This is a genomic window from Pseudomonas sp. NPDC012596 (assembly GCF_042902325.1).
GTDB lineage: Bacteria > Pseudomonadota > Gammaproteobacteria > Pseudomonadales > Pseudomonadaceae > Aquipseudomonas.
Window position 1 is genome coordinate 68,830 of the sequence record NZ_JBIBEB010000004.1, and the last position, 18,136, is coordinate 86,965.

Genomic DNA, 18,136 nt, shown 5'->3' on the forward strand with positions numbered 1-18,136 from the left:
CACACAGATTCGTAAGGACTTTTCGTGAGCAAATCGCTGCAAGCCATCCGTGGCATGAACGACATCCTGCCAGAGCAGTCGCCGCTGTGGCGCTACTTCGAGAGCACCGTTGCCGGCCTGCTGGACACCTATGGGTACAGCCAGATCCGCACGCCGATCGTCGAGTTCACCGAGCTGTTCAAGCGCTCCATCGGTGAAGTCACCGATATCGTCGAAAAAGAGATGTATACCTTCGAGGACCGCAACGGCGATTCGCTGACCCTGCGCCCTGAGGGTACCGCCGCCTGCGTGCGTGCCGTGCTGGAGCATGGCATCACCGGCAACGGTCAGGTGCAGAAGCTGTGGTACATCGGCCAGATGTTCCGCCACGAGCGCCCGCAAAAAGGCCGTTACCGCCAGTTCCATCAGATCGGCGTGGAAGTGTTCAACCTTGACGGCCCGGACATCGATGCCGAGCTGATCATGCTGACCTGGCGCCTGTGGGGCCTGCTGGGCATTCAGGACGCGGTCAAGCTCGAACTGAACAGCCTGGGCACCAGTGAAGCCCGTGCCCGCTACCGCGATGCGCTGGTCGAGTTTCTCTCGGCGCGCCTGGAGCAGCTCGACGAAGACAGCCAGCGCCGCCTCAAGAGCAACCCGCTGCGCATCCTCGACAGCAAGGACCAGGGCACCCAGGCGGTGCTGGTCGGCGCGCCGAAGCTTGAAGACTACCTCGACGAAGATTCCCGCGTGCACTTCGAGGGCCTCAAGGCCCGCCTCGACGCCGCCGGTATCCCTTTCGTGATCAACACCAAGCTGGTGCGTGGCCTGGACTACTACAGCAAGACCGTGTTCGAGTGGGTAACCGACAAGCTCGGCGCCCAGGGCACTGTCTGCGCCGGTGGCCGCTATGACGGCCTGGTGGAGCAGATGGGCGGCAAGCCGACCCCGGGTGTTGGCTTCGCCATGGGTATCGAGCGCCTGATCCTGCTGCTGGAAACCCTCGGCAAGGTGCCGGAGTCCATCAACCGCCAGATCGACGTCTACCTGTGCGCCTTCGGCGAGCAGGCCGAACTGGCCGGCCTGCGCCTGTCCGAACGCCTGCGTGATCACCTGCCTGGCCTGCGCCTGGCGGTCAACGCCGGCGGCGGCAGCTTCAAGAGCCAGTTCAAGAAAGCCGACAAGAGCGGCGCGCTGTTCGCGCTGATTCTGGGCGACGACGAACTGGCCAAGCAAGAGATCGGCCTGAAGCCTCTGCGTGGTCAGGGCGAACAACAGAACATTGCCTGGGATGCTCTGGCTGAGCACCTGGAAACCGCGATCGCTCAGGCGTAACGCGGTTCAACAAGCGAATAGGCGAAAAGGAGTATTGGGGTGTCGAGTACTGATGATGATGACCTGGCAGGGGTCAAGGACTGGTGGAACCGCAACGGCAAGCCGCTACTGACCGGCGCGCTGCTGGCCGGTGTGGTGGTGCTGGGCTGGAATACCTGGCACAAGTACCAGAACAACCAGTCGCAAGGCGCCTCGCAGCTGTATCAGGCCCTGCTGGAAACCAGCCTGACGCCGAGCGGCCAGCCAGATGCGACCAAAGTCGCTGAACTGTCCGGCAAGCTCAAGAGCGAGTTCGGCGGTACCGCCTATGCCCAGTACGGCAGCCTGTTCGTGGCCAAGGTCGCGGTAGAAAGCGGCAAGCTCGACGATGCCGCTGCCGAACTCAAGGCCGTGCTGGACAAGCCGGCCGACGTGACCCTGGGCGAAATCTCGCGCCAGCGCCTGGCACGCGTACTCGCAGCCCAGGACAAGGCCGAAGATGCGCTCAAGCTGCTTGACGGCGACGCTGACAAGGCGTTTCTGGCCAGCCGTGAAGAATTGAAGGGTGACTTGCTGGTGCAGCTGGGCCGCGCCGACGATGCCCACAGCGCTTATGAAAAAGCCAAGGCTGCGCTGTCTGATGAAGCGGCGGTCGGTGGCCTGCAACTGAAGCTGGATGACTTGGCCAAAGGGGACGCGTGACGTGATCGGTTGGAAACAAGCAGCAGTGCTGACCCTGGCCGTACTGGCCGCAGGTTGCAGCAGCAATAGCAAGAAGGAACTGCCTCCGGCCGAGCTGACCAAGTTCACCGAAGAAGTGGTGCTGAAGAAGCAGTGGAGCCGTTCGATCGGTGACGGCCAGGGTGAGACATACAACACCCTGGTACCGGCCATCGAGAACGACCGCATCTACGCCTCCGACGTCAACGGCGAAGTCTTCGCCCTCGACCGCAATACCGGTGACGTGGTGTGGAAGAAGGACCTGGAGCTGCCTGTTTCCGGCGCAGTCGGCGTAGGCTATGGCCTGGTCATGCTCGGCACCCTCAAGGGTGAAGTGATTGCCCTGGACTCCACCACCGGCGAAGAGCGCTGGCGTTCACGCGTTACCAGTGAAGTCCTGGCGCCACCTGCCAACAACGGTGACGTCGTGGTGGTGCAAACCCAGGACGACCGCCTGATCGGCCTCGATGCCGCAACTGGCGACCGCCGCTGGATCTACGAAAACACCCCGGCCGTACTGACCCTGCGTGGTACCGGTGCGCCGATCGCCACCAACCGACTGGCCGTTGCTGGCCTGTCCACCGGCAAGGTGGTGGCGGTGGATATCAACAATGGCGTACCCGTGTGGGAAAGCCGTGTGGCTATCCCGCAGGGCCGTTCCGAATTGGACCGCGTGGTCGATATCGACGGCGGCCTGCTGCTGTCGGGTGGTACCCTGTACGTCAGCACCTACCAGGGCCGTGTAGCGGGCCTGGACCTGGAAAGCGGCCGTGTGGTGTGGCAGCGTGATGCTTCCAGCTACGTGGGTGTCGCCCAGGGTTACGGTAACGTCTATGTCAGCGAAGCTTCTGGCACTGTCGAGAGCGTCGACGAGCGCTCTTCCAGCGCCTTGTGGACCAACGACTCGATGGCACGCCGTCAGTTGTCGGCACCTGAAGTGTTCTCCAGCTACGTGGCTGTAGGTGACTTCGAAGGTTACCTGCACCTGCTCAGCCAGGTTGACGGCCGTTTCGTCGGCCGTGAGCGTATCGACAGTGATGGCCTGCGCGCCCGGCCCCTGGTGGTCGGCGACACCATCTATGTCTTTGGCAACAGCGGCAAGCTCGAGGCACTGACCATCCGCTGAAGCTATGCTCAAGGCCGCTACAGGCCTTGAGTTGCGGCGTAGGACACGCCGCCCGAACTCCGGCCGCTGCCTTGCAGCGGCCTTTGCATTTTCAAGAATTCAAGAGTGGAGAGCCGCATGGTTCCCGTAATCGCCCTGGTGGGACGGCCGAACGTCGGCAAATCCACCATGTTCAACCGCCTGACCAAAACCCGCGATGCCATCGTCGGTGACCTGTCGGGTTTGACCCGTGACCGCCAGTATGGTGATGCCAGCTGGCAGGGTCGCTCCTTCATCCTGATCGACACCGGTGGTATCACCGGTGACGAAGTGGGCATGGACGAGAAAATGGCCGAGCAGTCGCTCATGGCCATCGAAGAAGCTGACTATGTGCTGTTCCTGGTCGATGCCCGCGCCGGCATGACTGCGGCAGACCAGATGATTGCCGAGCACCTGCGCAAGCGCAACAAGGCGGCAATCCTGGTCGCCAACAAGATCGACAACATCGACCCCGATGTTGCCCGCGCCGAGTTCTCGCCGATGGGCATGGGCAACGCCATTCCAGTGGCGGGCTCCCAGGGCCGTGGTATCAACGCTCTGATGGAAGCCGTGCTCGGTCACCTGCCGCGTGATGCCGAGGAAGAAGCCCTCGACCAGAACGTCGCCGAAGGCGAGGAAGCCGTACGCATTCCTGGCCCAAGCGAAAAAGATGGTATCAAGATCGCCATCATCGGCCGCCCGAACGTGGGCAAGTCGACCCTGGTCAACCGCATGCTCGGTGAAGAGCGTGTGGTGGTCTACGACGAGCCGGGTACTACCCGCGACAGTATCTACATCCCGTTCGAGCGCGATGGTGACAAGTACACCTTCATCGACACCGCCGGGGTGCGCAAGCGCGGCAAGATCCACGAGGAAGTCGAAAAGTTCTCGGTGGTGAAGACGCTGCAGGCGATCAAGGACGCCAACGTGGTGATCTTCGTCATGGACGCCCGCGAAGGTGTGGTCGACCACGACCTCAACCTGCTGGGCTTTGCCCTCGAAGCCGGCCGCGCCATCGTCATCGCCCTGAACAAGTGGGATGGCATGGAGCCAGGTGAACGCGCCTACGTGAAGACCGAGCTGGAGCGCCGGCTGTTCTTCGTCGACTTCGCCGACATTCACTTCATTTCCGCGCTGCACGGCACTGGCGTTGGCAACCTGTACAAGTCGGTGCAGGCCGCGTTCAAGTCGGCGGTCACCCGCTGGCCGACCAGCCGCCTGACGCAGATTCTCGAAGATGCCGTCAGCGAGCACCAACCGCCGCTGGTCAACGGCCGCCGCATCAAGCTGCGTTATGCCCACCTGGGTGGTGCCAACCCGCCGCTGATCGTGATCCACGGCAACCAGACCGAGAGCATTCCCAAGTCGTACTCGCGTTACCTGGAAAACACCTACCGCCGCGTGCTCAAGCTGGTCGGTACGCCGATCCGCATCGAGTACAAGGGCGGTGAAAACCCGTACGAAGGCAAGAAGAACACCCTCACCGACCGCCAGGTCAACAAGAAACGCCGCTTGATGTCGCACCACAAGAAGGCCGAGAAGAAGCGCCGCGACAAGCGCTGATCGACAAAGTCTATCCCGCGGGCCGTCTAAAGGCCCGCTTCCAAATCCAACTGGACTGGTATTTCTATCAGTACCATCTTATGGGTTTTTCTGTATTCTTAAGCCATTGATCGCTGGCGGAGTGGAGCAAGATGGCTCTCGTGCAGTGAAAAACCTCTACCATGGTAATTAACTTGCGGGTGGGGTCGCGCGGGAGAATGTCGTGGGCAGGTTGCTGCTATTGGTGTGGTGAAATTGGCCTTTAATCGGAGAAGGCAAGTTCTCCACGATTGCTAGTGGTTGTGCAAATAAGGGGCTGTGATCATGAAGCGTTCACTCATCAGTTACACACCTTACGGTCATAGGCATGATTTAGCGGGTGCCGCTCAGTGCGGATTCAATGGGGAATATTTTTCCTCATTAGTTTCCAGGTATTTTTTGGGGAATGGATATCGCACATTCAGTCCAGAGCTTATGCGATTTTGCTCGCCTGATAGCTTTAGCCCTTTTATTGTATTAAATGCCTATGGATATTGCGGCGGCGATCCGGTCAATCATGTTGACCCCACCGGTCACGGTCCTGACCCTACTGCTCTTCTGGCTAAAGCGTCGGATCGTAAAGCAAAAGTTAAAGACGCTGGGCGCACGCTCAAGATCGCAAAGAGTGATTTGAATACCCAGGTGAAGCGACTGGGACTACTAGAGCGTTACGTTACCTTTGAAAGAGGTTTGGCTGAAATCGACATTACCAGGACCAAGTTGCTGAAGGTTTATGACGCTCAAGAAGGGGTGCTGAGTTGGATCGAAAGGAAGTTGCAGGGTTCGAAATATACCATCCATCAAGCTGATCTTAGGGATATGCAGACGATGTTCGAATCTGCCTATCAGGATTCGCGCCAACAAGTTGATAACTTCCATATCAATAACCGCGCACAATGGCAAGCTAATACCGCGAACCTTAATATTGATGGCCATATTGCCCAGTGGACCGCCAGGCTTGAAGAGCCTGGCTTGCCAGCAGCGAAGGCGATCGAGATCAGAACCGAAATTGAGCGCCTGTACAAAACAAGGGTTGCAGCAGTATCCCTGCCACCTGTTCCAGGAAATCAAGCATATTCAACAATGTACTCCTGATGAGATCCATTAAAAGCTGACTGTTTTAATGGGAGGTATCATTTGCCTTCTAGGTCCTGTACGAATAATTGTGTGTCACGATCACTGTAGGAGCTGGCTTGCCTGCGATCGGCTGCGTAGCAGTCGTGAATTCTGTATCCGCACTCTGTCTGGCACTGCGCAGATACCGGTTTTACGACTGCTTCGCAGCCGATCGCAGGCAAGCCAGCTCCTACAGTACTTTTCGGCACTATTGTTTCAACCTTTTTCCTGACTGCTTGATCCGCTATGCTCGGACTCCACCCCCGTGCCGGATAAACGCCAGGAAAGAGGGCTCCATGATCCGCAGCAAACTGCCGAATGTCGGCACGACCATCTTCACCACCATGTCCCAGCTCGCCGTGCAGACTGGCGCGCTCAATCTCTCCCAAGGCTTCCCCGACTTCAATGGCCCGCAGGCACTGCTCGATGCAGTCGGCCGCCATGTGTCGGCCGGGCATAACCAGTACGCGCCGATGACGGGCTTGCCGGCCCTGCGCCAGCAGGTGGCCGCCAAAGTCGAGCGCCTGTACGGGGCCAAGGTCGATGCCGACCAGGAAGTGACCATCACCCCCGGCGCCACCGAGGCGATCTTCTGCGCGATTCAGGCGGTGATTCACCCCGGTGACGAGGTCATCGTCTTCGACCCCTGCTACGACAGCTATGAGCCATCCGTGGAGCTGGCTGGGGGCCGTTGCGTGCATGTGCAGCTGAGTGACGGGGACTTTCGCATCGACTGGCAGAAGTTCAGCGATGCCTTGAGCCCGCGCACGCGCATGGTCATCCTCAATTCGCCGCACAATCCCAGTGGCGCCCTGATCACCCGTGAAGACCTCGACCAGCTGGCCCGGCTGATCGCGGAACGCGAGATCTACCTGATCAGCGACGAAGTCTACGAGCACCTGGTCTACGACGGCGTACGCCACGCCAGCGTATTGGCCCATGCCGAGCTGTACAGCCGTGCCTTCGTGGTCAGTTCGTTCGGCAAGACCTACCATGTGACCGGCTGGAAGACCGGCTACGTGATCGCTCCGCCGGCCTTGAGCGCCGAAATGCGCAAGGTGCACCAGTACGTCAACTTCTGCGGCGTGACGCCCCTGCAATGCGCATTGGCCGACTTCATGGCCGAGCACCCCGAGCACATCGATGAGCTGCCGGCTTTCTACCAGGCCAAGCGCGACCTGTTCTGCGACCTGCTCGAAGGCTCACGCTTCAGCTTCACCCGCACAGCGGGCACCTATTTCCAGCTGGTGGACTATTCGCAGATCCGCCCCGACCTGAACGACGTCGACATGGCCCTGTGGCTGACCCGTGAACACGGCGTGGCGACCATCCCGGTGTCGGTGTTCTACCAGCAACCCATCCCCGAGCAACGCCTGGTGCGCCTGTGCTTTGCCAAACGTGAGGAGACGCTGCGTCAGGCAGCGGAGAAACTATGCGCGATCTGAGTGCACTGCCCAACCTGAAAATCGCCTTGGTGCAAACCACGCTGGCCTGGCACGACCGCGAAGCCAACTATGCGCATTTCGAGGTATTGCTCGACCAGGCAGGCGATGCCGACCTGGTGATCCTGCCCGAAATGTTCACCACCGGTTTTTCCATGGAGTCGCAACGCCTGGCCGAGCCTGAGAACGGCCCAACCTACAAGTGGATCAAGGCTCAGGCCAAGCGGATCAACGCCGTGGTCACCGGCAGCGTGATCATTCAGGCCGCCGACGGCAGCCACCGCAACCGCTTGCTCTGGGCGCGCCCGGACGGTGAGATCCTGCATTACGACAAGCGCCACCTGTTCCGCATGGCGGGCGAGCACAAGCACTACACCCCCGGCGAGCGCCAGGTGCAGTTCGAAATCAAGGGATGGCGCGTGCGCCCGCTGATCTGCTACGACCTGCGCTTCCCGGTATGGAGCCGCGATTCGCAAGACACCGACCTGCTGCTGTACACCGCCAACTGGCCGGCGGCCCGCCGCCAGCACTGGAACCGCCTGCTGCCGGCGCGGGGTATCGAGAACCTGTGCTTCGTAGCGGCGGTGAACCGCGTGGGTACCGATGGCAAGGGCTTTGCCTATTCAGGCGACAGCCAGGTGCTGGACTTCCAGGGCGAGAGCCTGTTGAGTGCCGGTGAGGCGGATGGGGTGTTTACCGTGGTGCTGCGGGCTGCTGAACTGGCGGCTTACCGAACCCGCTTCCCGGCCAATCTGGATGCCGATACCTTCGAGCTGCATTGAGCCAGTACCGGCTTCTTTGCGGGGCAAGCCCGCTCCCCCAGATTTACCGCTAAAGCTGAGTGCTGCGGTGAACCTGTGGGAGCGGGCTTGCCCCGCGAAGAGGCCGGTACTAACCCATCAGTTCGTGTTCAGTAAACATCCCGCCGATAACGCCCATCCTCGATCAACTGCTCGACCACGTCTTCGCCAAGGATGCCCTTGAGCGCCGCATCGACGCCGGCGGCCATGCCCTGCAGGCTGCCACAGACATACACGCAAGCGCCATCGGCCACCCAGCGCTTGAATGCCTCGGCCTGCTGCAGCAGCACGTCCTGCACATACACCTTCTCGGCCTGGTCGCGCGAAAACGCCAGGTCTAGCCGGGCGAGGTCGCCGTTGTCGAGCCAGGCTTGCAGCTCATCGCCACACAGCAGGTCATGGGCGCGGTTACGTTCACCGAACAGCAGCCAGTTGCGCTGTTCACCGGCATTGACCCGCGCGCGCAACAGGCTGCGCAGGCCCGCCAGGCCAGTGCCGTTGCCGATCAAAATCATCGGCGCAGCGGCCTCAGGCAGATGGAAGCCACTGTTACGCCGCAGGCGCAGGCTCAGGGTACCGTTTACAGGTAGATATTCGGTCAGCCAGCCAGAGCCCAGACCAAGGTTGCCGTCGGGGTGGCGTTCCTGGCGCACGATCAGCTCCAGCACACCGTCGCTGGCGATCGAAGCGATGGAGTATTCACGGCTGCCGATCGGTACCAGCGCATCGACCAGTGCCTGCGGCTGCAAGCCGATCAGGTGGTCGCGGCGCGTCGGTAACTGGCGGCCAGCCAAGGCCTGGCCGAGCGTCTCGTTCAGGCCGTCGAGCTGCACCCTCGCGTTGGCATCCAGTGCCATGCCATTGAGGAAAGCCTCGACCCGTGGCTGACCATTGAGCGGCAGGATCTCCACCAGGTCCCCGGCCTCCCAGCTGGCGGGCGCGTCCGGGCGCAGGCCGAGCAGGTAGACCGGTTGGCCCTGGCTGCCCGGGTTGAGCAAGGTGCGCTTGACCAGGCTCCAGCTGCCGAACGTTGGCGGCTGCCACGCGGCAACGGGTTGTGCACCCGTGAGCTGCGCCAGTTCCTGCTGCCACTGCTGCAAGGCGGCCTGGTCGGCGTTGTCGACTTCCACTGGGCTGAACGCACTGCTGGCGCCACGCTCGCCGAGCCAGGCCTGCAGGCGACGGGCAAAGCCGCAAAAGTGCGGGTACTGGCGGTCACCGAGGGCCAGCACGGCATAGCTCAGGCCGTTCAGCGACCAGGGCTGGCCCAGCACCTTTCGCTCGAAGGCACGGGCGCTGTCCGGCGCTTCGCCATCACCAAAGGTGCTGACCACGAACAGCGCGCGGCGCGCCTGGCGCAGGTCCTCTTCGCCCAGCTCAGCCAACGCCCGCACCTGCACCGGCAAGCCGGCAGCTTGCAGTTGGCCGGCGCTCTGCCAGGCCAATTGCTCGGCGAAACCGCTCTGGCTGGCGAAACCGATCAACCAGCTGTCGCCGCTGCCGGTGCTGCTGGCGACGTTGCCCCGGGCGGCGCGCACCTGGCGCTTCTTGCGACGGCGGTCGAGGTACAGCAACCAACCTGTCACGAAGAACAGCGGCATGGTCAGGCTGGCGATGGTGACGATGATGCGCCCCGGCAAGCCGAAGTATTCGCCCACGTGCAAGGCGTAAACACTCTGCAGCAGCTGCGCCTTGAAGGATTTGTCGGTGTAGCGGTCGTGGTTTTTCACCTGGCCGGTGGCCGGGTCGAGGACCAGGGTGTTGAAGGCCCGTGGGTGCGCAGCATTGTCGAGCAGGTAGAAGAGATTGGCCGGCTGACCGCCAGCAGGTGGCAGGCGCAGGTTGTACATGGCCAGGCCTGGGCCCGCAGCATCCTTGAGGTTGGCCCAGATGGCGTCGTAATCGACCACCAGCGGCGGTGCATTCTTGTCGACTTCCTGCGGCCCGTGCCGGCCACGGCCTTCACCCCGTTTTTGCTGCTGGCCCGCAGCGGGCGCGTCGGCCAGCAGCTTGTTCAGGCCTTCGCGGTACCACTCATAGGACCAGAACAGGCCGGTCAGCGCGAACAGGAGGTAAAACAGCAGGCACCAGGTTCCTGCCACGGCGTGCAGGTCCCAGTTGAAGGCACGGCCTTTCTTGGCCCAGTCGAAGGTCAGCCAGGTGCGCCAGTTCAGCGCCTTGCGCGGCCAGCGCAGGTACAGGCCGGACAAGCAGAAGAACACCAGCATGAGGGTGCAGGCGCCGGTGATCTGCCGGCCAGTGTCGCCCATCGCCAGGAAGCGGTGCAGGGTGAGCATCAGGTTGAAGAAACCCTGCCCGGCGACTTCACCCTTGAGTTCGCCGGTGTACGGGTCGGCATAGCGCAGCTCGCCACGGCGTTCGCCGGGGGCAGGGGTGAAGAAGATGCGTGCGGCATTGCCTTCGCGCACATCGACCCACAGCATCGACACCTTGTCGCCTTGCGCGGCTTCGACCCGCTGCACCAACTCAGCCGGCGGCAGCACGCCCTGTGGACGCACCTCGACCTTGAGCACATCGCCATTGAACGCACGCAGCAGTTCTTCCTGGAACGAGTACAGCGCACCGGTAATGCCCATCAAGGCCAGCACCAGGCCGGCGGTGATGCCAAAGAACCAGTGCAATTGGAACAGTGTCTTCTTCACCACATCGATCACCTTGTCTTGCTGCCGCAACCTGTGCGGCGTGCATTATGCCTTGATACGCAAAAGCCCCGCTCACTGGAATGAACGGGGCTTGGGGGTGCTGCTTCAGAAGTGGACGCTGGTGGTCAGCAATGCGGTCCGGCCCGCCGCCTGGTTGGCGAAGTGGGTGGAGAACGCCTTGTCGTAGTACACCTCGTTGGTCAGGTTCTGCACGTTCAGCTGCAGGTCGACGTTCTTGGTCAGCTTGTAGGCTGCCATGGCGTCGTAGCGTACGTAGCTGTCGACCATGGTGGTGTTGGCCACGCTGCCATAGACGTCATCCACGTAGAAGGCGCCGCCACCGACGGTCAGCTTCGGCGTGATCGAGTAAGTGGTCCACAGGCTTGCACTGTTATTCGGCGTGTTCGGCAGCTGGTTGCCGTCGTTGGCCTTGCCCAGCGGGCCGCCGTCGATCTGGCGAGCCTGCATGTAGGTGTAGCCGGCGAACACCTGCCACTTGTCGGTCAGCTTGCCGCTGGCCGACAGCTCGATGCCCTGCACGCGGGTTTCGCCAACGTTTTCGTAGCTGGTGGTGTCCACCTGGACGCGGGCGTTTTCCTTCTCGGTGCGGAACAGCGCAGCGGCCAGGGACAGGCGCTGGTCAAGCAGGTCCCACTTGGTGCCGATTTCGTAGTTGGTGGTTTCTTCTGGCTCCATGTCGCTTGACAGCAGGTTGCCAGCGCGGTCGCTGGTGTTGCCCAGCGGGTTGCCTTCGGTGCCTTCACCCAGCATTGCACCTGGTGGTGTCGCGGAGGTGGCGTAGGAAACGTAGATGCTACCGTTGTCGGCTGGTTTCCACACCAGGCCCAGCTGGCCGGTGACGAATTCGCTGGTGTCGCGGCCCTTGGAGGCAATGTCCTTGGCGTTTACCACAGTGGCGCCAGCAGCGTCATAGGTACGGTACTGGGTGTCGAAGTGGTCGTAGCGCAGGCCCATGTTCAGCAGCCACTCAGGCGTCAGCTCGAGGGTGTCGAAGACGTAGATAGCGCGGGTGTTGCTCTTGGTATCGGTGCCGGCGTAGTTGCGCGCAATGTTGCCGTTCCACGGATCGTCCGGGTTCGGATTGCTCAACGAGGTGCAGTTGTAGCCGCTGCTGGCGCCGATCATGCTCGGGGTGCAGTTGGTGTTTGCAGTGCCGCCTGGAATAGTGTCGGTGTCTACCGTGTACGACGAGCGCTTGCTTTCCTCACGGCTCAGCTCGATACCGGTGGAGAAGCTGTTCTTCATCCCGCCCAGGTAGAACTCGCCGAACAGGTCGGTCTGGTTGGTGGTGGTGGCGGTGTTGCCAACACGGGTGTTGGCGCGACGCCAGAGGCTGCCGTTGTTGACGTTGCCCTTGCTGTCGTCAGGCTGCGTCAGGATGTAGTCCTGCATGCTGTTGCCGTGACGCAGGGTGTTCTTGACGGTCAGCGAGTCGGTCAGGTCGTGTTCGATGGCGAAGGTCGCGATGTCGACGCGGCTCTTGCGGAAGTCGCGACCGGTCAGGCCGTAGAAGTTGTCGCTGTCGCCGCCGTCGTACGGCTTGCTTGGGTGCGCGGAGGTGCGTGCGGCGCTGCCACCGGTCGGGATGGTGTACGGGATGCCGGAGTCCGGCAGGTCGTCGCTTTCCAGGTGGTAGTAGTCGAGGTTGACGCGGGTCGGCGTGCCCAGGCCAAAGGCCAGGGACGGGGCAATGCCCCAACGGTCGTAGTTGACCTTGTCACGGCCGGCAACGTTGCTTTCGTGGGTCATCAGGTTGAGACGGCCGGCAACGGTGTCGCTGAACTGGTAGTTGCCATCGAAGGTGTAACGCTGGGTCTGGTCGCTGCCCCAGGTCCAGGCGCCGTCCAGGGAGTTGCCCAGGTGCGCGCGCTTGCTCACCAGGTTGATGGTGCCGCCCGCCGCACCGCGGCCGCCAATGGCCGAGTTCGGGCCTTTGGCCACTTCGACCGATTCGATGGCGAAGATTTCACGGGTTTGCGCGCCGGTATCACGCACGCCGTCCAGGTAGGTGTCGCCCTGGGCGTCGAAGCCACGGATGAACGGGCGGTCGCCTTGCGGGTTGCCGCCTTCGCCAGCGCCAAAGGTGATGCCGGGTACGGTGCGCAGGGCATCCTGCAGGCTCAGGGCGTTGGTGTCCTTGATCACCTGCTGTGGGATCACGGTAACCGAGCGTGGGGTGTCCACCAACGGTGCGGTGTACTTCTGCGAGGAGGCTTTCTCGACCTTGTAATCGGTGCTGGCCTGTTCAGCCTTGCCGTTGACGCTGGTGGCGTCGAGGGTGACGGCGTTACTGGTGGCTGAGTCGGCGGCGTAGGCCGACGATGCGCTGAGGGCGACGCCGATGGCGGTTACGATCAGGCGAGGTGAAGACACTGCAGCTGGTACATATGGACGCATTATTATGGACCTTCCCCAAGGTGTGAAGGCCGCGGATCATAGTGTAAGCGATTGTAACTAACAATTGAGATTCGTTACCATTCACTAGGAATTTACAATCTTTACAAATTCTCTTTACGGTTTACACGCGCTGAAACGTCTAACGCGTCGAAAGGGCTTGTGCGGCGCAAAAGGGAATCAATATCATTGGCGCCTTTACATTCCTTGACGGTGCCGCCGCCATGCTGCTTCACATCCCCAGCTTGTTCGACGCCGACGAGCTCGCCCGCATTCGCGAGGCCCTGGAGCAAGCCGACTGGGCCGATGGCAAGGTCACGGCCGGGTACCAGTCGGCCAAGGCCAAGCACAATCTGCAGCTGCCAGAGGGCCATGCGCTGGCGAAGGAGATCGGCAGCGCGCTGATCGAGCGCCTGTGGAAGACGCCGCGATTCATGTCGGCGGCGCTGCCACACAAGGTGTTCCCGCCGTTGATCAATTGCTACCGCGAGGGTGGCAATTTCGGCTTTCACATCGATAACGCCCTGCGTCAGCCCAAGGGCAGCCCGGAGCGGGTGCGTACCGACCTCTCTTCGACACTGTTCCTCAGCGACCCGGACAGCTATGACGGCGGTGAGCTGGTGATCCAGGACACCTACGGCGTGCAGCAGATCAAACTGGCCGCTGGCGACCTGGTGCTGTACCCCGGCACCAGCCTGCACAAGGTCAACCCGGTGACCCGTGGCGTGCGCTATGCCGCCTTCTTCTGGACCCAGAGCCTGGTCCGCGAGGACAGCCAGCGGGTATTGCTGTTCGAGATGGACAATGCCATCCAGCAACTGACTGCCGATGTACCCGAGCACCCCTCGCTGCTGCAGCTGACCGGCACCTACCACAACCTGCTACGCCGCTGGGCCGAGGTCTGAACCGTGTCTTACCAGTTGCGTCGCGAAGAAGTGATGGATGTCGCAGGTCTCAAGGCCATGCTCGAAGAAAGCCCCGGCAAGGCCGCCCAGGCGATTCTCGCGGCGGCAGGGCAGGGGGTGATCGAGGCGCAGTTGCTGCTCGGGCAGATCCTCCTCGACGGCCGGGGCATCGAAGCGGATGCCGGCGTCGCCCGGCGCTGGTTCGGTATTGCTGCACAAGGTGGCAGTGCCATGGCGCACAACATGCTCGGGCGTTGCCTGGAGCATGGTTGGGGCGGCGAGGTGAGTTTGCCGCAGGCCGCGGTTCACTATGCCCGCGCGGCTGATGCCGGGTTGGATTGGGGCCTCTATAACCTTGGCAACCTGCTGGCCACTGGGCGTGGGGTGCCGGCCAATCAGGCGCAGGCACTGCTGTGCTACGAGAAGGCTGCGCAGCAGGGGCATGCCAAATCGATGAACCTGTACGGTCGATACCTTGAGCAGGGTATCGCGACGGCGCCCAGCCCGGCGCGCGCCGTGCGCTGGTATCGGCGCTCGGCCGAAGCGGGGGATTTCCGTGGGATGTTCAGCCTGGCGTTGGTGCTGGTCGAGCGTGGCCAGCTAGCCGAGGCAGGGCAGTGGCTGGAGCAGGCGCGGGTTGAGGGGAACATGAATTTCCTGCGCAGTGCGTTGGTGACCTTGCAGGGGGCGGGGCCAGTGATGATGGCCTTTGCGGCGCGGTATGCCGAAGAGATAGCACAGCGCGAAGTGTGATGGTGTCGGTACTGGCGCTATCGCCGGCAAGCCGGCTCCCACTGGTACCGCACAAGGCTTGAGACCTGTGCACATCCCTGTGGGAGCCGGCTTGCCGGGCCCGGTAGAGGCATAACGAAACGGGGCCTTACGGCCCCGTTCTGCGTTACAGGTAGTACGCCTTCAGCGGCGGGAAGCCGTTGAATTCCACCGCGCTGTAGCTGGTGGTGTAGGCACCGGTCGACAGCCAGTACAGGCGGTCACCGATCGCCAGGTTCAGGGGCAGGCCGTACTTGTAGTGCTCGTACATGATGTCGGCGCTGTCGCAGGTAGGGCCTGCGATCACCACTTCTTCCATCTCGCCTTTCTTCTCGGTCCAGATCGGGAACTTGATGGACTCGTCCATGGTTTCGATCAGGCCGGAGAATTTGCCCACGTCGGTGTACACCCAGCGCTCGACCGCGGTGCGCGACTTGCGTGCGACCAGCACCACTTCGCTGACCAGGATGCCGGCGTTGGCGATCAGCGAACGGCCTGGCTCGAGGATGATTTCCGGCAGGTCGTCACCGAAGTCTTCCTTCAGGAAGCGGATGATCTCTTCAGCGTAAGTCTCGAGGCTATTGGTACGGGTGATGTAGTTGGCCGGGAAGCCGCCACCCATGTTGATCAGCTTGAGCTCGATGCCGTCCTCTTCCTTCAGGCGCTCGAAGATCACCTTGACCTTGGCGATGGCAGCATCCCACACGCTGATGTCACGCTGCTGCGAACCCACGTGGAAGGAAATACCGTACGGCACCAGGCCCAGGTCGCGGGCGAGGATCAGCAGGTCCATGGCCATGTCGGTCTGGCAGCCGAACTTGCGGGACAGCGGCCAGTCGGCCGTGGTGGAGCCTTCGGTGAGGATACGCACGTAAACCTTGGAGCCCGGTGCGGCCTTGGCGATGTTGCGCAGGTCGGCTTCCGAGTCGGTGGCATACAGGCGCACGCCCTTCTCGTAGAAGTAGCGGATGTCCTTGGACTTCTTGATGGTGTTGCCGTAGCTGATACGGTCGGCGCTGACGCCGCGGCCCATTACCTTGTCCAGCTCGTAGATCGAGGCGATGTCGAAGCTCGAACCTTTGTCTTTCAGCAGGTCGATGATCTCGACCGCCGGGTTGGCCTTGACCGCGTAGTAGACCTTGGCAAATTCGAAACCGGCGCGCAGGTCGTCATAGGCCTGGCTGATCATCTGGGTATCGATGAGTACGAACGGGGTTTCTTGCTTGTCGGCGAACGCCTTCATTTTCTGGAAGGTGTCGCGTGCGAAATAGTCTTCGACCTGGATCGACATGCTCAGGGACTCCATGGGCAAACTGAAAAGATAAGTGGCTGCAAACTGAACGTCCTCCGTATCCCCACTTTGGTTCGCCTACTCAGTACTTGAGCCGGATGGATCGTTTCCAGCATGGACGTTCGGCGCGCACTTTAGGGCGTGAAGAAAGCAAGATCAACAGGCAATCCGGCGGTGTTCGTCGTGGATTGCGGCCCTATCGTTTGAATAAACGACTCGTGTGACCGGCAGATGTTCCCCCAGAGTTCGCAAGCGTAAAAAATTGTGGAATAGACCCTGTCGACCCTATCGCGGGCAAGCCCGCTCCTACAGGGACTGCGCTATTGCTGTAGGAGCGGGCTTGCCCGCGATGGGGCCAGTGGTGTTCATATTTATGGCCACATTTTTCTGGCACGTCGGTGCAGGAAGTCAGCAAATTTTTTTTGCTACCGACTGGCGGATTTGCCGATTTTGATGAGAAACATTACTATTCGCACCCTTCTCTGCCTCCCTGACGAACCCGACCGTGTCTGGACACAAAGGCTTCCTCGACCATTACCATGAGCTGATCGGCACCTGGACGCGCAAGCTGCGCAGTCGTCAGCAGGCCGAGGACCTCACCCACGATGCCTTTGTCAGGGTGCTGGAAAACCCGCGCGAGCAGGTAGAGCAGCCACGCGCCTACCTTCACCAGACCGCACGCAACATTGCAGTGGACGGTTTTCGCCGTGAGGACCGGCGCCAGGCGCTGGAGCTGGAAGCTTTCGATGAAGGCGCCACCAGCGGCGGCGACCCGGAGGCCTATGTGCACGCCCTGGAACTGGCCGACAGTGTCGAACGGGCGCTGGCCGAGTTGCCTCTGAACTGCCGCCGGGTGTTCATCTGGCAGAAGCTCGAAGGTTTGACCCAGGCCGAGATCGCCGAGCGCATGGGTTTGACCAAGAACATGGTCGAAAAGTATATGATCCGCACGCTCCGACATCTGCGAGAGCACCTGGATGTGTCGGCACCATGAGTCAGGAGACCTTCCCCATGAAACAGCACGGTCCCCATACCGTCCGCGAGCAGGCGGCCGAATGGTTCGCCCGCATGCAGGACGCTCCGGGGGATGCCGGGCTGCAGGCACAGCTGCGCGCCTGGCAGGAGGCTGACCCGCAACACCGTGAGGAATACCAGCAGCTCGCCAACCTGTGGCGCGCCGCTGGCTTAATTCCACGCCAGCGCCTGGATGCGTTGTGCCAGCCCGAGCCCGTGCAGCAATTGCCACGGCGGCGCTTGGTGCGCCAGGCCTTGGCGGCCGGTATCGCAGTGCTTGCCCTGGGGCTGGGCTGGGCTGGCTGGCAACACCAGCAGCTTAACCACCAAGACCACCTGCAGACAGCCTTTGCCGAGCGCCGCCAGGTCGAATTACCGGACGGCTCGCGGTTGGAGCTCAACGGCGGTAGCCAGCTGCAGGTCGATTTCAGTAGGGGCCGCCGGCATATTCAGCTGGATGCCGGCGAAGTGATGTTCACCGTCGCCCACGACAGCGGGCGGCCATTCGTGGTCGATACCGCTCAGGGCAGCGTGACCGTCACGGGCACCCGCTTCGATGTGCGGTTGGACCCGGCCGCCACCCGTGTAGCGGTGGAGCAGGGTTCGGTTCGTGTGCAGGGCAAGGACGCTTCGCTGGCGCAACTGACCGCAGGCCTGGGTGCGCATATAGATGCACAAGGCAACGTGGCAGCGCCTCATGCGGTGGATACCGCTGCGCTGACCGCCTGGCGCCAGGGCAAGCTCGTGTTCGACAACGCCACCCTGGCCGACGTGGTGGCCGAAGTTTCGCGCTACCGCACCCAGCCGCTGCGTGTAGCCCCCGGCAAGGTAGCGCAGCTGCGCCTGTCCAGTACCTTCAGCACCGACGACACCGATGCCCTGTTACGCGCCCTGCCGAGCATCCTGCCGGTAGCCGTTAAAAGCCATGAAGACGGTTCTCGCGAAATAATCGCGAAATAGATTCAGGTTTTTTTCAGCTCG

General features: G+C 61.8%; 14 protein-coding genes. 11 read left to right on the forward strand and 3 right to left on the reverse strand.

The genetic code is table 11. The features are described 5' to 3' along the window. Positions 1-24: 24 nt before the first annotated feature. The 7 genes from hisS to ACFY68_RS06705 all read left to right on the forward strand — a co-directional run bounded on the left by hisS (position 25) and on the right by ACFY68_RS06705 (position 8,078). Positions 25-1,314, forward strand: a complete 1,290-nt coding sequence (gene hisS, locus ACFY68_RS06675) for a histidine--tRNA ligase (protein WP_346612017.1) — start codon at positions 25-27, stop codon at positions 1,312-1,314. Positions 1,315-1,353: 39 nt separating this feature from the next. Then, complete coding sequence (locus tag ACFY68_RS06680) at positions 1,354-1,995, forward strand: tetratricopeptide repeat protein (protein ID WP_387524786.1); 642 nt, start codon at positions 1,354-1,356, stop codon at positions 1,993-1,995. Between the two features lies 1 nt (position 1,996). After that, entirely contained in the window at positions 1,997-3,139 is a 1,143-nt protein-coding gene (bamB, locus tag ACFY68_RS06685) for an outer membrane protein assembly factor BamB (RefSeq protein WP_387524789.1), read from the forward strand. A 117-nt stretch (positions 3,140-3,256) separates the two neighbouring features. After that, a complete protein-coding gene (gene der, locus ACFY68_RS06690; RefSeq protein WP_346612014.1) occupies positions 3,257-4,720 on the forward strand; it encodes a ribosome biogenesis GTPase Der in 1,464 nt (487 codons plus the stop codon). Between the two features lie 303 nt (positions 4,721-5,023). Next, a complete protein-coding gene (locus tag ACFY68_RS06695; protein WP_387524792.1) occupies positions 5,024-5,833 on the forward strand; it encodes an RHS repeat-associated core domain-containing protein in 810 nt (269 codons plus the stop codon). A gap of 317 nt (positions 5,834-6,150) precedes the next feature. Continuing rightward, positions 6,151-7,299 (forward strand): pyridoxal phosphate-dependent aminotransferase, encoded by a 1,149-nt coding sequence (locus ACFY68_RS06700; protein ID WP_387524794.1) that lies wholly within the window; start codon positions 6,151-6,153, stop codon positions 7,297-7,299. Next, the gene (locus tag ACFY68_RS06705; protein WP_387524797.1) at positions 7,287-8,078 is read left to right on the forward strand and encodes an amidohydrolase; all 792 of its coding nucleotides are present in this window, start codon (positions 7,287-7,289) and stop codon (positions 8,076-8,078) included. The genes ACFY68_RS06700 and ACFY68_RS06705 overlap by 13 nt, the downstream gene beginning before the upstream one ends. A 128-nt stretch (positions 8,079-8,206) precedes the next feature. On the opposite strand, the gene ACFY68_RS06710 is transcribed toward ACFY68_RS06705, so the two are convergent. Then, on the reverse strand, positions 8,207-10,762 hold the full coding sequence (locus ACFY68_RS06710) for a PepSY domain-containing protein (protein ID WP_387524800.1): 2,556 nt from the start codon (positions 10,760-10,762) through the stop codon (positions 8,207-8,209). Positions 10,763-10,864: 102 nt separating this feature from the next. Next, positions 10,865-13,177 (reverse strand): TonB-dependent receptor, encoded by a 2,313-nt coding sequence (locus tag ACFY68_RS06715; protein WP_387524803.1) that lies wholly within the window; start codon positions 13,175-13,177, stop codon positions 10,865-10,867. Positions 13,178-13,398: 221 nt separating this feature from the next. Here ACFY68_RS06715 and ACFY68_RS06720 point away from each other — a divergent pair, with 221 nt between their 5' ends. After that, positions 13,399-14,079 (forward strand): Fe2+-dependent dioxygenase, encoded by a 681-nt coding sequence (locus ACFY68_RS06720; RefSeq protein WP_387524805.1) that lies wholly within the window; start codon positions 13,399-13,401, stop codon positions 14,077-14,079. 3 nt (positions 14,080-14,082) lie between these two features. Then, positions 14,083-14,832, forward strand: a complete 750-nt coding sequence (locus ACFY68_RS06725; RefSeq protein WP_387524808.1) for a tetratricopeptide repeat protein — start codon at positions 14,083-14,085, stop codon at positions 14,830-14,832. Between the two features lie 145 nt (positions 14,833-14,977). Here the strand turns inward: ACFY68_RS06725 and ACFY68_RS06730 are convergent, their stop codons facing one another. Next, a complete protein-coding gene (locus tag ACFY68_RS06730) occupies positions 14,978-16,141 on the reverse strand; it encodes a type III PLP-dependent enzyme (protein WP_346612006.1) in 1,164 nt (387 codons plus the stop codon). A gap of 505 nt (positions 16,142-16,646) precedes the next feature. On the opposite strand from ACFY68_RS06730, the gene ACFY68_RS06735 reads away from it, so the two are divergent. Further along, the gene (locus ACFY68_RS06735) at positions 16,647-17,135 is read left to right on the forward strand and encodes an RNA polymerase sigma factor (RefSeq protein ID WP_387524812.1); all 489 of its coding nucleotides are present in this window, start codon (positions 16,647-16,649) and stop codon (positions 17,133-17,135) included. Positions 17,136-17,152: 17 nt separating this feature from the next. After that, positions 17,153-18,115: a FecR family protein gene (locus tag ACFY68_RS06740; RefSeq protein WP_387524815.1), complete on the forward strand. Its 963-nt coding sequence runs from the start codon at positions 17,153-17,155 to the stop codon at positions 18,113-18,115. Positions 18,116-18,136 lie beyond the last annotated feature (21 nt).